The organism is Cellulomonas sp. ACRRI (assembly GCF_022346185.1).
In the GTDB taxonomy this organism is placed as follows: Bacteria; Actinomycetota; Actinomycetes; order Actinomycetales; family Cellulomonadaceae; genus Cellulomonas.
In genome coordinates this window covers 1-13,089 of record NZ_JAKRMS010000120.1, presented here as the reverse complement: position 1 = coordinate 13,089, position 13,089 = coordinate 1, and the positions used below count along the sequence as shown (strand labels likewise).

Annotated in this window: 15 protein-coding genes; 6 read left to right on the top strand and 9 right to left on the bottom strand. The window is 76.7% G+C overall.

What is annotated here, in order from left to right; translation table 11 throughout:
* Positions 1-42: 42 nt before the first annotated feature.
* Positions 43-699 (bottom strand): response regulator transcription factor, encoded by a 657-nt coding sequence (locus MHY85_RS17105; RefSeq protein WP_239198558.1) that lies wholly within the window; start codon positions 697-699, stop codon positions 43-45.
* Between the two features lie 148 nt (positions 700-847).
* Here MHY85_RS17105 and MHY85_RS17100 point away from each other — a divergent pair, with 148 nt between their 5' ends.
* From MHY85_RS17100 to MHY85_RS17090, 3 genes are all read left to right on the top strand, one after another.
* Entirely contained in the window at positions 848-1,276 is a 429-nt protein-coding gene (locus MHY85_RS17100) for a phage holin family protein (protein ID WP_239198555.1), read from the top strand.
* A gap of 103 nt (positions 1,277-1,379) precedes the next feature.
* Positions 1,380-1,808: a phage holin family protein gene (locus tag MHY85_RS17095; RefSeq protein WP_158369919.1), complete on the top strand. Its 429-nt coding sequence runs from the start codon at positions 1,380-1,382 to the stop codon at positions 1,806-1,808.
* On the top strand, positions 1,805-2,083 hold the full coding sequence (locus MHY85_RS17090) for a DUF3618 domain-containing protein (RefSeq protein ID WP_239198552.1): 279 nt from the start codon (positions 1,805-1,807) through the stop codon (positions 2,081-2,083). Before MHY85_RS17095 ends, MHY85_RS17090 begins: the two co-directional genes overlap by 4 nt.
* A gap of 10 nt (positions 2,084-2,093) precedes the next feature.
* On the opposite strand, the gene MHY85_RS17085 is transcribed toward MHY85_RS17090, so the two are convergent.
* Both MHY85_RS17085 and MHY85_RS17080 read right to left on the bottom strand, forming a co-directional pair.
* Complete coding sequence (locus MHY85_RS17085; RefSeq protein WP_239198549.1) at positions 2,094-2,708, bottom strand: methylated-DNA--[protein]-cysteine S-methyltransferase; 615 nt, start codon at positions 2,706-2,708, stop codon at positions 2,094-2,096.
* A 185-nt stretch (positions 2,709-2,893) separates the two neighbouring features.
* The gene (locus MHY85_RS17080; protein WP_139405057.1) at positions 2,894-3,103 is read right to left on the bottom strand and encodes a BldC family transcriptional regulator; all 210 of its coding nucleotides are present in this window, start codon (positions 3,101-3,103) and stop codon (positions 2,894-2,896) included.
* 736 nt (positions 3,104-3,839) lie between these two features.
* On the opposite strand from MHY85_RS17080, the gene MHY85_RS17075 reads away from it, so the two are divergent.
* Entirely contained in the window at positions 3,840-4,031 is a 192-nt protein-coding gene (locus tag MHY85_RS17075) for a DUF3073 domain-containing protein (RefSeq protein ID WP_147794565.1), read from the top strand.
* Between the two features lie 268 nt (positions 4,032-4,299).
* Here MHY85_RS17075 and purM read toward each other — a convergent pair whose 3' ends face one another.
* From purM to MHY85_RS17060, 3 genes are all read right to left on the bottom strand, one after another.
* Positions 4,300-5,415: a phosphoribosylformylglycinamidine cyclo-ligase gene (purM, locus tag MHY85_RS17070; protein WP_239198546.1), complete on the bottom strand. Its 1,116-nt coding sequence runs from the start codon at positions 5,413-5,415 to the stop codon at positions 4,300-4,302.
* The gene (gene purF, locus MHY85_RS17065; protein WP_239198543.1) at positions 5,412-6,962 is read right to left on the bottom strand and encodes an amidophosphoribosyltransferase; all 1,551 of its coding nucleotides are present in this window, start codon (positions 6,960-6,962) and stop codon (positions 5,412-5,414) included. The genes purM and purF overlap by 4 nt, the downstream gene beginning before the upstream one ends.
* A 103-nt stretch (positions 6,963-7,065) precedes the next feature.
* Complete coding sequence (locus MHY85_RS17060; protein ID WP_239198540.1) at positions 7,066-7,518, bottom strand: histidine kinase; 453 nt, start codon at positions 7,516-7,518, stop codon at positions 7,066-7,068.
* A 45-nt stretch (positions 7,519-7,563) separates the two neighbouring features.
* Between MHY85_RS17060 and MHY85_RS17055 the strand changes: the two genes are divergently transcribed.
* Positions 7,564-8,223, top strand: coding sequence for a YigZ family protein (locus MHY85_RS17055; RefSeq protein ID WP_239198537.1), 660 nt, complete (start codon positions 7,564-7,566; stop codon positions 8,221-8,223).
* Between the two features lie 81 nt (positions 8,224-8,304).
* On the opposite strand, the gene MHY85_RS17050 is transcribed toward MHY85_RS17055, so the two are convergent.
* Positions 8,305-8,679, bottom strand: a complete 375-nt coding sequence (locus tag MHY85_RS17050; protein WP_239198534.1) for a sterol carrier family protein — start codon at positions 8,677-8,679, stop codon at positions 8,305-8,307.
* A gap of 78 nt (positions 8,680-8,757) precedes the next feature.
* Positions 8,758-9,798: a ribosome small subunit-dependent GTPase A gene (rsgA, locus tag MHY85_RS17045; protein WP_239198531.1), complete on the bottom strand. Its 1,041-nt coding sequence runs from the start codon at positions 9,796-9,798 to the stop codon at positions 8,758-8,760.
* A gap of 163 nt (positions 9,799-9,961) precedes the next feature.
* Here rsgA and MHY85_RS17040 point away from each other — a divergent pair, with 163 nt between their 5' ends.
* The gene (locus MHY85_RS17040) at positions 9,962-10,381 is read left to right on the top strand and encodes an Ig-like domain repeat protein (RefSeq protein WP_239198528.1); all 420 of its coding nucleotides are present in this window, start codon (positions 9,962-9,964) and stop codon (positions 10,379-10,381) included.
* 64 nt (positions 10,382-10,445) lie between these two features.
* Here MHY85_RS17040 and purL read toward each other — a convergent pair whose 3' ends face one another.
* On the bottom strand, positions 10,446-12,857 hold the full coding sequence (gene purL, locus MHY85_RS17035) for a phosphoribosylformylglycinamidine synthase subunit PurL (protein ID WP_239198525.1): 2,412 nt from the start codon (positions 12,855-12,857) through the stop codon (positions 10,446-10,448).
* Positions 12,858-13,089: the final 232 nt, after the last annotated feature.

Here is a 13,089-nt window from a genome sequence, read left to right as displayed (position 1 = left end):
CCCCCACCCGCCCCGGAGGCGGGTGGGGGTGCGGGCCGTCGCTCATCCTGCCGCACGGGGCGCGGCTCCGGTGCGGTAGGCCAGCGCCGCCAGCACCCGCGGGCTCACGTCCGGCCCGGCCGCCCCCAGCGCGCGGTAGACGACGGCCAGGTGGTTCTCCACCGACCGCGGCGACAGCCCGAGCACCCGCGCCGCCGCCCGGTTCGACAGGCCCTGGGCCACGAGCGCGAGCACCGCGCCCTGCGCCGCGGTCAGCCCGGCGACCCCGGCCGGGGCGGCTCCCGGCCCCGGTCCCGGCCCGAGGACCGCCTGGCCGTCCGCGGTCGCGACGACGGCCCGGGCCAGCGCCCCCGGGTCCGGGCACGCCCGCCGGGACACGTGGCTCCAGGGCCGCGGGGTCCGGCCCCGCAGCGCGAGCACGACGTCCGACGCGTCCCGCCCCGAGAGCAGCAGCACGGCCAGGTCGGGGTCGCGCTCCTGGAGCCGCATGCCCAGCTCGACGCCGGTCCCGTCCGCGAGGGCCTCCTCCACCACCAGCACGTCCACGGTGCGCGGGTCCACCCGGTCGAGCGCCTCCCGCCGGCCCCCGAGCCGGTGCAGGACGGCCACCCGCGGGTCGGCCTCCAGCCCCTGGGCCAGGGCGGCACGCGACAGCGCCTCGTCGACGACGAGGGCCACCCGCACGACGCGCCCGACCACGGGGGCACGGTACGCCCGGCGGCGCGCCGCGCACGCGCGCCGGGCACCGCTCCCGGTGACTAGGGTGGTCCCACCGGGCGAACCAGGTGGGACCGGAGCCGCCGCGACGACGCGGTGCGCGGTCCGACGTCGCGACGAGGAGGGCACCGTGACCGACGCCGAGGAACCGCGGCGGGGCCTGTTCGGCCGGCTGGCGGAGCCGCTCGCCGAGCGCACCCGCGAGCGGATCGAGCAGGTCGAGGACCGGGTGCGCCGCTCGGTGCAGGCGGAGATCGACGCGGTCACCCGCTCCGTGCGCGCCCGCGCGGTCGAGGTCCGGCCCAGCGCCCTCGCGTTCGCGGGGGCGCTGCTGCTCACCGTCTTCGGGCTGGCGCTGCTCGTCACCGCCGCGGTGGTCGGGCTGGCCGCCGTCGTCGACCTGTGGCTGGCGGCCGTCATCGTCGGCGTGGTGCTCATCGCCGCGGCGGCGGCCCTCGCCGCGTGGGGCCGGCACCTGCTGCCGGAGCGGGTCCGGGCGACGCCCCCGCCGCCGGACCCGGCGCGCGACGCCGACCTCGTCCACCCCTGGACCGACTGACCGGCACCACTCACCGCGCGGCCCGCCGGCGGTCCCACCTGCGCAGATCACGCGGACGGGCCACACTGGGGCGGAACGCCTCCCGTCCACGAAGGAGCACCGGATGACGACGACATCGGGCAGCGGGTCCGGCCCGGACCAGCAGTCGATCGGCCAGCTCATCAGCCGACTCAGCGAGCAGGCCGCGCGGCTGGTGCGCGCGGAGATCGACCTGGCCAAGGCCGAGCTCGCCGAGAAGGCCAAGGCCGCGGGGATCGGGATCGGGCTGCTGGCCGGCGCCGCGTTCTTCGGGTTCTTCACGTTCGCCGTGCTGATCACCACCGTGATCCTCGCGATCAGCGAGGGCCTCGCCCCCTGGCTCGCGGCGCTCATCGTGCTGGTCGTGCTCGCGATCATCACGGGGGTCCTCGCGCTGGTCGGCGTGAAGAGCCTGCAGAAGGGCACCCCGCCCACCCCGGAGAAGGCCGTCGCGGGCCTGAAGCAGGACGCCGAGACCGTCCAGAAGTCCGTCAAGGAGGGCCTGAGCCGATGAGCGACTCCCCCACGCCGAAGCCGACCATCAGCGCGCTGGAGACCGAGGTCGCGCTGACCCGCGCCGAGCTCGCGGGCACCGCGGACGCGCTCGCTGAGCGGCTGAGCCCCAAGCGGCAGGTCGCCGACGCGCGGTCGGCCGCGGAGAAGCTCTGGCGCGACGCGGTCGGCACCGACCCGGCGGCCGACCCCGCCAACCGGAACCGGGCGCGCGGGATCCTCGCCGGGGCGGTGGGGGCGCTGGCCCTCGTGGTGGCGCTCGCCGTCCGGCGCTGACGGCGGCGGGTCAGCCCCGCGCCTCGTGGGCGAGCAGCACCCGCTTGGCGTCGAGCCCGTAGTAGTAGCCGCCCAGCGTCCCGCCGCTGCGCAGCACCCGGTGGCAGGGCACGAACGGCGCCACCAGGTTCCGCGCGCACGCCGAGCCCGCGGCGCGCACGGCCGTGGGGCTGCCCGCGGCCGCGGCCAGCTCGGCGTACGTCGCCGTCGACCCGGGCGGGATCGCCCGCATGGCCGCCCACGCGCGCTGCTGGAACGGACCGCCGGGCTGCGCCACCGGCACCGTGTCCAGCGCGCCCCCCTCGCCCGCGAGGTAGCGGGCCGCCGCGTCCGCGACGAGCGCGGGTCCGGCGCCGCGCGCGGCCAGGCCCGCGGGGCCCACCACCTCGTGGCCGCGGGCCGCGAGGTCGAGCGGGAGGCGGGCCGCCATCGCGGCCACCGGGCCGAAGCCCGCGGCGCGGACGACGCCGTCCTCGGTGAGCAGCACGGCCAGGTCGCCGGCCGGCGACGGCAGGACGGCGGCGAGCAGGGGCGCGGCGGGGTCCAGCGGCGGCGCGGCGGGGGCCGGCGGCGGCGCGGCGCGGTCGAGCAGCGGCGTCGTGGCGGCGGTCGAGGTCTCGGTCATGGCACCATCCTGCGCCCGACGGCGGCGGGGTCACCGGCGGCGATCGGACACGGCGGAGCGGGCGCGCGGCGCCCGCAGCGGTCGCGGGACGGCCGTCGGCGGTCACCGACGGCCGTCAGCCCGCGCGGGCTGCCGACGAGCCGCCGACGGGTCGGCAGCGGGCCGGCGGGATCGCGCCGGTGGGCTCAGACGTCGTCGCCGCGCTGCCCGGGGATGCCGCCGAGCAGCTCGCGGACCTCGGTCTCGCGGTAGCGGCGGTGGCCGCCGAGCGTGCGGATCGACGACAGCTTGCCGGACTTCGCCCAGCGGGTGACCGTCTTCGGGTCGACCCGGAACAGGCTCGCGACCTCGGACGGGGTCAGCAGGATCTCGTTCTCGGTGTGGGGGGCAGACACGTCAGACCTCCGGGGTGCCCTCGTGGCGGCGACCGGTCGGACGACCCGTCGTCATGACAGACAGGAACTTGGCCATCGGTACCGCTGCCCGGCCGGGACCGGGCTGCATCGGCATCGGTGACGTCATCACGCTCGACCCCCCTTGCGCCCCCACCGTGACCACGGTGTCACGTGCGAACTTCCGACAACTAGTACCAACGTCCCATTCCGGGACAAGCGGTAACTATGGGGACACTCTAGGTCGAAGCCGACATGACTGCGCGTCGACACCGTGCGCCGAACGGGCGGTCCCCGAGCGGCGACCCCCCACTCGTCCGGGTGGGTGACGGCCGGCTCGCACCCCGCGAAGCGCCACGACCGGGACGTTCGTCCCAGTTCGGGGCGCCGACGGCAGAGCGTGCCCGCTACCCGCACCACCCATCGTCCCGATGGGCAAGCGCGTCCGCCAGTGGCGAAGATCACATCCGGGCCGGCCGTGCGACCCTGGACCTCGGTCCCGCGCGCCGGCGTCCGCGCGACCGCGCCGTCGGAGCACGTCGGACCCGTCGGCGCGCGCGGGCCGCACTCGTGGCGGTGCCGCCCGAGCGGTCGCCGGGGCGCGCTCCTCCGCCCCGGCGAGTGGTCGGAATGCCGGGGGACCATGTACCGTTGCGTCACGAACAGACTATTCAGCATCCCGGGGCCGCACGTGTGAGCACGGAGCCGCCCCGCTTCCACGTTAGAGGGGGTCGATGCCATGGGGCGCGGCCGTCAGAAGGCTAAGCAGACGAAGGTGGCGCGGGAGCTGAAGTACTTCAGTCCCGACACCAACTACCGGGCGCTGGAGCAGGAGCTCACCGGCCACCGGAACGACCTCGTCACCGACAGCCGACAGGACTCCGACGACGAGGGTGACGACTACCCCCCTCGATGGGCGGACGAGCGCTGAATACCCGGGTCGGCAGCCGCCTCGCGCGGCACCGGCCCCGCCGCTGACCCGCAGCGGCCACCCGCACGACGAGCCGGGCCCCCTCGCACCGTCCCCGACGGTCGCGGAGCGGGCCCGGCTCGTGCGCTGATCGGGCGCGTCCGGGTTCGGTGCCGGCGCGTCCGGGTTCCGCGTCGACGCGTCCCGGTTCCGCGTCGCCCGGCCGCCGCGCGGGCGCGCGGCGACGTGCTGCGCCCGACGGCGCCGCCCTGCCCCGTCCGCGCGCCGCTCAGGCCGTGCGGTACTCCCCGCTGAGCCGCACCGCGCCGCCCTGCACGCCCTTGGTGCCCGCGACCAGGTCCGGCCCGCCCTCCGCGTCGACGGCGGTGAGGTCCCGCACCTCGCCGAGCCGCCAGGCGGTCAGCCCGAGCTCGGCCGCGTGCCGCTCGACGGCCTCGGCGCCCGCCGCGTCGACGATCGCCACCATGCCGACGCCGAGGTTGAGGGTCCGCTCCAGGTCGGTCCAGGGCACCGCGCCCGCGGCCTGCACCAGCGAGAACACCGGGGGCAGGGTCCACGAGCCGCGCGGCACGTCCGCCACCAGGCCCGCGGGGAGCACGCGCGCGACGTTGGCGGCGAGCCCGCCACCGGTCACGTGGCTGAACGCGTGCACCGCGCCGCCCGCGCGCTCCACCAGCGCGAGGCAGTCGGACGCGTAGACGCGGGTCGGCTCCAGCAGCTCCTCGCCCAGCGTGCGACCGAGCTCCGGCACGTGCCGGTCGAGCGACCAGCCGGCGTGCGCGACGACGCGGCGCACCAGCGAGTAGCCGTTCGAGTGCAGGCCGCTCGACCCGAGGGCCACCAGCACGTCGCCGGCCCGCACCCGCTCCGGGCCGAGCAGGGCGTCCGCCTCGACGACGCCGGTCGCGGCGCCGGCCACGTCGTACTCGTCGGGGCCCAGCAGCCCGGGGTGCTCGGCGGTCTCGCCGCCGACCAGCGCGGTGCCGGCGACCGAGCAGGCCGCCGCGATCCCCCGGACCACGTCCGCGATGCGCTCCGGGACGACCCGTCCGCACGCGATGTAGTCGGTCATGAACAGCGGCTTCGCGCCCACCACGACGATGTCGTCGACGACCATGCCGACCAGGTCGAACCCGATGGTGTCGTGCACGTCCAGGGCCTGCGCGATCGCGACCTTGGTGCCGACGCCGTCGGTCGACGTCGCGAGCAGCGGGCGCCGGTAGTCGACCAGGGCGGAGGCGTCGAACAGCCCGGCGAACCCGCCGACGCCGCCCAGCACCTGCGGCCCGTGCGTCGCGCGCACGGCGTCCTTCATCAGCTCGACGGCCTTGTCGCCCGCCTCGGTGTCGACGCCGGCGGCGGCGTAGGTGATGCCCTCGGTCACGGGTGCTCCAGCGCGTTCGAGCCACCGGTCCCGGGAACCAGAGTGGCGAGTCCGTCCTCCGGAGCGCCGAGCGGCAGCTCGTTCTGCTCCAGCAGGTGCTTGCCGAGCCGGTCCTGCGACGGCAGCTCGATGGGGTACTTCCCGGTGAAGCACGCGGTGCACAGCTGCGCCGCGGGCTGCTCGGTGGCGGCGATCATCCCGTCCATGGAGATGTAGCCGAGCGAGTCGGCGCCCAGGGAGGAGCCGATCTCCTCGACCGCGAGGCCGTTGGCGATCAGCTCGGCCCGGGACGCGAAGTCGATGCCGTAGAAGCACGGCCACTTCACCGGCGGGCTGCTGATCCGCACGTGCACCTCGGCGGCGCCGGCCTCGCGGAGCATCCGGATCAGCGCGCGCTGGGTGTTGCCGCGCACGATGGAGTCGTCGACGACGACCAGCCGCTTGCCGCGGATGACCTCGCGCAGCGGGTTGAGCTTGAGCCGGATGCCGAGCTGGCGCAGCGTCTGCGACGGCTGGATGAACGTCCGGCCGACGTACGCGTTCTTGGTGAGCCCCTGCCCGAACGGGATGCCGGACGCCTGCGCGTAGCCGACCGCGGCGGGCGTGCCCGACTCCGGCACGGGGATGACCAGGTCGGCCTCGACCGGGTGCTCCTTCGCCAGGCGGCGGCCCATCTCGACGCGCGCGGCGTGCACGGAGCGGCCGGCGATCGTCGTGTCCGGGCGGGCGAGGTAGACGTACTCGAACACGCAGCCGGCCCGCTGCTGCTTCTCCGTGAACCGCTGCGTGCGGAGGCCGTCGGCGTCGATCGCGATCAGCTCACCCGGCTCGATCTCCCGGACGAAGGACGCGCCCACGATGTCGAGCGCGGGGGTCTCCGACGCGACGACCCAGCCGCGCTCGAGCCGCCCGAGCACCAGCGGGCGGACGCCCTGCGGGTCGCGGGCGGCGTACAGGGTGTGCTCGTCCATCCACACCAGGCTGAACGCGCCGCGCAGCCGCGGGAGCACCTCCAGCGCGGTGGCCTCGAGCGTGTGGTCCTGGTCCCCCGCGAACAGCGCCGTCACGAGCGCGGTGTCGGTGGTGTTGCCGCGCGCGAGCTCGCCGCGCCGCTGGGCGCCGTACCGCTCCGCGACCAGGTCGACCAGCTCGGCGGTGTTGGTGAGGTTGCCGTTGTGCGCGAGGGCCACCGTGCCGCCGGCCGTCGCACCGAGCGTCGGCTGCGCGTTCTCCCACGTGCTGCCGCCGGTCGTCGAGTAGCGCGCGTGCCCGACGGCGATGTGGCCGTGCAGGGCGTTGAGGGCCGTCTCGTCGAAGACCTGGGACACCAGGCCCATGTCCTTGTAGACGAGCAGCTGCTCGCCGTTCGACGTCGCGATGCCCGCCGACTCCTGGCCGCGGTGCTGCAGCGCGTACAGCCCGAAGTAGGTGAGCTTCGCGACCTCCTCGCCGGGAGCCCAGACCCCGAAGACGCCGCACGCGTCCTGGGGTCCCTTCTCGTTCGGCAGGAGGTCGTGGTTGAGCTTGCCGTCTCCGCGGGGGGCCACGACTCCATGGTGACACATGCCACGCGCACCGCCGTCCCGCGACCGGGACCTCGGTCCCGGACGCGGGGCCTGGCCCCGCGGGCGCGCGGGAGCCGGCGACCCGTCAGCGGCGGCTGCGCCGGTCCGCCACGAGCGCCGCCAGCGCGCCCGCGAACGCCCCCACGATCGCGCCGATCACGGCGGACGCCGCCCGCGCGCCGCCCTGGCCGCCGAGCACGCTGATGAACGCCTGGGAGTCCGACGCGGCGAGGCCGCTCGACCCCCCGGCGAGCAGCGCGGCGACCAGGCCGACCAGCGCCCCGAGCAGCACCCCGGCGGTGATGAACGCGCCGATCTTGGGGGCGCGGCGGACGCGGGCGGGCTCGGCGACGCGGGCGAGCGTGGCCTCGTCCGGCACCTCCGGCGCGGCGGGGGCCACGGGGTCCGGGGCCGCCTCGCCGGGCACGACGTCGGCCCGCTCCGGCGCGGGGTCGGCCGGCGCGGGCGCGGGGTCGGTCGGGGCGGGAGCGGCGCCCCGCTCGTCGTCGGGTCGCCCGGGTTCGGTCGTGTCGGCCACCCGCAGATCCTAGGTCGTCCCCGCCGACGCCCTAGGCTCGGGCCGATGGAGACCGCCGCCGACCCCGCGCCGCGGTACCCCGCCACGATCGCCGCGCCGGTCGAGCACGAGCTCGTCGTCAAGAAGTCCCGGTTCCTCGCCCTGGTGCATCCCGTGTCCTCGGTCGCGGAGGCGGACGCCGTCGTCGCGTCGGTGCGCAAGCAGTACTGGGACGCCCGGCACCACTGCGTCGCCCTGTCCGTCGGGCCGCTGGCCGAGCAGCAGCGGTCGACCGACGACGGCGAGCCCTCCGGCACCGCGGGCGTGCCGATGCTCGAGGTGCTGCGCCGCCGGGAGCTCACCGACCTGGTCGCCGTCGTGACCCGGTACTTCGGCGGCGTCCTGCTCGGCGCCGGCGGCCTGGTGCGCGCGTACTCGACGGCCACCTCCGAGGCGCTGGACCGCGCGCGGCTCGTCCGGCGCAGCGCCGCGGTGCGGGTGACCGTCGACGCGCCGCACGCCGACGCCGGCCGGCTGCACGGCGTGCTGCGCGACTGGGCGGAGGCGCACGAGGGTGCCCTGGAGGACGTCGCGTACGCCGCCGAGGCGCGCTTCACGCTCCTGGTCCCGCCGAGCGCCCTCGATGCCTTCGACGCCACCCTGGCGGCGGCCACCGCGGGCACCCTCCACGCGGAGCGCGGCGCCACGGTCGTCCTCTCCCGCTAGCGCGGCCGCCGAGGTCGGCGGTTGCGCCCGAGGTCGGCGGTTGCGCCACCCCTCGTCCGGCCGGAACCGACGACCTCGGCGCTAGAGCCGGGTGCGGGTGGCCTGGAGGGGGAGCCAGGGCGCCAGGTCGGCGCGCTCGCCGGAGGCGTGCACCCGGCCCGCGGCCAGCGCCTCGTGCCACGACTCCGCGCCCGTCGCCAGCGCGAGCCAGGTCTGCGGGTCCGTCTCCACGACGTTCGGCGGGGTGCCGCGGGTGTGCCGAGGGCCCTCGACGGCCTGGACGGCGCCGTCCGGCGGGACCCGGACCTCGACGGTGTGGCCCGGGGCGACGTCGGCGAGCTCCTCCAGCGTGAACCGGACGGCGGTGCGGCGGGCGGTCGCGTCGGTCGGGTCGGCGCGCCAGGCGGCGACGGCGGCCCGGCCGACGGCGGGGTCGGTGCGGCGACGGGGAGGCATGGCGCCATTGTCCCCGGCGGCGCGGCCCGTCGCCGCGCCTGGCCGCCGCGGCGACGACCCCCGGAGGCGCGGACGGGCTCAGCGGGCCGGGCGGCCCTGCTGGAACCGGTGGTACGCCGCCGTCGCGCGCCGGACCCGGTTCCGCTCCGCGGCGGCGAGCGCGGCGTCCGCCCGGCGCTCCTGGTAGGCCGCCTCGCGGGCCAGCCGCCGCCAGGAGTCGAGCCGCCGCGCGGGCAGCCTGCCGTCCTCGACGGCCGCGAGCACCGCGCAGCCCGGCTCGGCCCGGTGCGCGCAGTCGGCGAACCGGCACCCCTCGGCGAGCTCGGTCACGTCGGCGAACGTCGCGTCCAGCGCCGCGGCGTCCGCGACCAGCCCGACGCCGCGGAGCCCGGGGGTGTCGATCAGGGACGCGCCGCCGCCCAGCGCCACGAGCTCCCGGTGCACCGTCGTGTGCCGCCCGCGGCCGTCGGCGCGGCGGTCCCCGGTCGCCATGACCTCGGCGCCCGCCAGGGCGTTCACCAGCGTGGACTTCCCGGCGCCCGACGGGCCCACGACGACGAGCGTCCGACCGGGCCCGAGCAGCGCCCGCACCGGCTCCAGCCCCGTCCCCGCGGCCACGCTGACCGCGTGCACCTCGGCGCCGATCGCCACCGCCCGCACCTCGTCGGCCATCCCCTCGGGGTCGGGCACCAGGTCGGCCTTGGTCAGCACGACGACCGGGGTCGCGCCCGACCGCCAGGCCAGGGTGAGCAGCCGCTCGACGCGGCCCGGGCTGGGGTCGGGGTCCAGGTGCTCGACGACCAGCACGACGTCGACGTTCGCGGCCAGCACCTGCGCGCGGGACGTGCGGTCGGCGCCGTCGCGGACCACGGCGGTGCGGCGGGTCCCGAGCGCGACGAGGGCGAGCGAGCCGTCCGGGCCGGTGCCGAGCACCGCGTCGTCGCCGACCGCGGGCGGCACGCGCTCGCCGGCGACGCCCCCGCCGTCGAGCAGCGGCACGAGCCCGTCGCCGGGCAGCGGCACCCGCACCGGCCCGTCGGCGCCCCCGGGCAGCACGAGCACCGCGCCGCGGTCGACGCGCACCACGCGCCCGTCGGGGGCGGGCCGGACTGGTTCCATGCGACCGACGCTAGGGAACCGGTGCGGCCGGTGCGACAGGTTTTCCCCCGCCGTGGCGCGGGTGAGATCGCGCGCCGACCGGTCACGCCCGGCTCGGAGCGACCGATGTCCCGGCATGCAGCCGATGCACCCACCCGTCGGCACCGTCCCCCCAGGAGCTCCCGTGCCCCGCTCGCACCGCCGCGCCACCCTGGCGCTGGCCCTCGCCGCCACCCTCTGTCTCGGCACCGCCGGCGCCGCCGTCGCCGGCCCCAAGGCCCCGGCACCGAAGCCGCCCGTCGCGGCTACCAAGGTCGCACCCCAGGTCACGCTCCACGTGACCCCGGTCGCCACCACCCGGTCGACGACCGACTACACGGCCGTCGTCACGGTGAAGGCGCCCCAGACGGTCGTCACCGGCACCTACCAGCTGCTCGACGGCACCGCCGTCGTCGGTTCCGGCACCCTGGCGTCCGGCACCGCGCGCGTCGCGCTGGACCTGGCTCCCGGCGCGCACCGGCTGACCGCCGTCTACGGCGGGACCGCCAAGGTCAACGGCGCCGGCTCGAAGGTCGTCGTCGTGCCGGTCCCCGCCGCGGGCTGAGGGACGACGCACGGGCCGGGCCGACCGCTCACCGCGGTCCCGCCCGGCCCGTCCGTCGTCGCCGTCAGCCGAAGTGGCGCGGGAGCGTCGCCTCGTGGGCCGCGCGGGCCTCCGCCAGCGGCAGGGTGAACAGGCCCGTGACCTCGACGGCGGGCGCGTGCACGTGCTGCTCCGGGGCGTCCTGCGTCGGGGCACCGGCACCCGGGCTGCACGTCTCGGCGGTCACGCCGATGGCGAGCGCCGGGACGCCCTGCGCCGTGCACAGGTCCTCGAACCGCACGGCCTCCGACCGGGGCACCGCGACGACCGCGCGGGCCGTCGACTCCGCGAACAGCGCCTCGAACGGCGTCACCCCGTCGCGCTCGCACAGCGCGGCCAGGTCGACCTGGACGCCGACGCCGTACCGCAGCGACGACTCGACCAGCGCCTGCGCCAGGCCGCCCTCGGACAGGTCGTGCGCGGCGTCGACCAGGTCGTCCCGCGACGCCCGGACCAGCACGGTCGCGAGCCGGCGCTCGGCCTCGAGGTCCACCCGCGGCGGGGTGCCGCCGAGGTGGCCGTGCGCGACGTCGGCCCACGCGGAGCCGTCGAGCTCCGGCCGGGTCGTGCCGAGCAGGTAGACCGACTGGCCGGCCGTGGTCCAGCCGGACGGGGTCGCCTCGGCGACGTCGTCGATCACGCCGAGCACGCCGACGACGGGCGTCGGGTGGATGGCGGAGTCGATCTTCCCGGGCTCGCCGGTGCCGTTGTACAGCGACACGTTGCCGCCCGTGACCGGGGTGCCGAGCACGGCGCACCCGTCCGCGAGGCCCTCGATCGCCTGGACGAGCTGCCACATCGACGCCGGGTCCTCCGGGCTGCCGAAGTTCAGGCAGTCGGTGACGGCGAGCGGCCTGGCACCCGAGGCGGCGACGTTCCGGTACGCCTCCGCCAGCGCGAGCTGCGCGCCGGCGTACGGGTCGAGCTTGGCGTACCGGCCGTTCGCGTCGGTGGCCAGCGCCACGCCCAGGCCGGTCGACTCGTCGACGCGGACCACGCCGGCGTCGTCGGGCTGCGCCAGGGCGGTGTTGCCCTGCACGAACCGGTCGTACTGGTCGGTCACCCAGGACTTGGACGCGAGGTTCGGCGACGCGAGCAGGTCGAGCACGGTGGCCCGCAGCTCCTCCGGCGTCGACGGCCGGGCGTACCGCTGCGCGCCCTCGGGCGTGCTGAGCGAGTCAGCGACCAGGCCGTCCTGCCACTCGGGCCGGGAGTACGGGCGGTCGTAGACGGGGCCCTCGTGCGCGACCGTCTTCGGGTCCACGTCGACGATCCGCTGCCCGTGGTGGTCGATCGTCAGGCGGCCGGTGCCGGTGACCTCGCCGATCACGGCGGTCTCGACGTCCCACTTCCCGGTGATCGCGAGGAACTCGTCGAGCTTCTCCGGCGTGACGACCGCCATCATCCGCTCCTGCGACTCCGACATGAGGATCTCGCCGGCGGTCAGGGTGGGGTCGCGCAGCAGCACGTTCTCCAGGTCGACGTGCATGCCGCCGTCGCCGTTGGACGCGAGCTCGGAGGTCGCGCAGGAGATGCCCGCCGCGCCGAGGTCCTGGATGCCCTCGACCACGCGGGCCGCGTACAGCTCCAGGCAGCACTCGATGAGCACCTTCTCCATGAACGGGTCGCCGACCTGCACGCTCGGCCGCTTGGAGGGCTTGGTGTCGTCGAAGGTCTCGGACGCCAGGATCGACGCGCCGCCGATGCCGTCGCCGCCCGTGCGCGCGCCGAACAGCACGACCTTGTTGCCGACGCCCGAGGCGTTGGCCAGGTGGATGTCCTCGTGCCGCAGCACGCCGAGGCACAGCGCGTTGACCAGCGGGTTGCCCTGGTAGGAGGCGTCGAACACCAGCTCGCCGCCGATGTTCGGCAGGCCGAGCGAGTTGCCGTAGCCACCGACGCCCGACACGACGCCGTGCACGACGCGGGCCGTGTCCGGGTGGTCGACCGCGCCGAACCGCAGCTGGTCCATGACCGCCACCGGGCGCGCGCCCATCGAGATGATGTCGCGGACGATCCCGCCGACGCCGGTCGCGGCGCCCTGGTACGGCTCCACGTACGACGGGTGGTTGTGCGACTCGACCTTGAACGTCACGGCCCAGCCGTCGCCGATGTCGACGACGCCCGCGTTCTCGCCGATGCCGACGAGCAGGTGCTCGGTCATCTCCGGCGTCACGCGCTCGCCGAACTTCCGCAGGTGGGTCTTGCTCGACTTGTACGAGCAGTGCTCCGACCACATGACGGAGTACATGGCGAGCTCGGCGGCCGTGGGGCGGCGGCCGAGGATGTCGCGGATGCGCTGGTACTCGTCCGGCTTGAGGCCGAGCTCCGCGAACGGCTGCTCCTGGTCCGGGGTGGCCGCGGCGTGCTCGACGGTGTCGGACTGGCCCGACGTCGAGGGCTCGGCGGGGTGCTGCGAGGTGGGCGCGCTGGTCATCGAATCCCTCGGGCTGGGCGCCCGCGCGTGCGGCGGTCGGGGGACCGGGCCGGCGGCGGCGGGCGGGCATCGGCAGACGTGACCCAGGTTACCCGGGCGCCGACGCGCCCCGTACGCCCGCCCGGGCTGCGGACCGCGGGGCTCGGCGGGGCCGGGCGGTCCGCCGGGCGGCGCCCGACCGGGGAGGCGCGGCCGAGGGGGTACGCGACACGTCGAGCGAGCAACCGGCGAC

Bases quoted from the DNA above. Each gene is read 5' to 3' on its own strand.
- MHY85_RS17075 (WP_147794565.1), top strand. From the start codon at position 3,840: ATGGGGCGCGGCCGTCAGAAGGCTAAGCAGACGAAGGTGGCGCGGGAG.
- rsgA (WP_239198531.1), bottom strand. From the start codon at position 9,798: ATGGAACCAGTCCGGCCCGCCCCCGACGGGCGCGTGGTGCGCGTCGAC.
- purL (WP_239198525.1), bottom strand. From the start codon at position 12,857: ATGACCAGCGCGCCCACCTCGCAGCACCCCGCCGAGCCCTCGACGTCG.
- MHY85_RS17085 (WP_239198549.1), bottom strand. From the start codon at position 2,708: ATGACCGAGACCTCGACCGCCGCCACGACGCCGCTGCTCGACCGCGCC.
- MHY85_RS17050 (WP_239198534.1), bottom strand. From the start codon at position 8,679: ATGCCTCCCCGTCGCCGCACCGACCCCGCCGTCGGCCGGGCCGCCGTC.
- MHY85_RS17090 (WP_239198552.1), top strand. From the start codon at position 1,805: ATGAGCGACTCCCCCACGCCGAAGCCGACCATCAGCGCGCTGGAGACC.
- MHY85_RS17095 (WP_158369919.1), top strand. From the start codon at position 1,380: ATGACGACGACATCGGGCAGCGGGTCCGGCCCGGACCAGCAGTCGATC.
- MHY85_RS17055 (WP_239198537.1), top strand. From the start codon at position 7,564: ATGGAGACCGCCGCCGACCCCGCGCCGCGGTACCCCGCCACGATCGCC.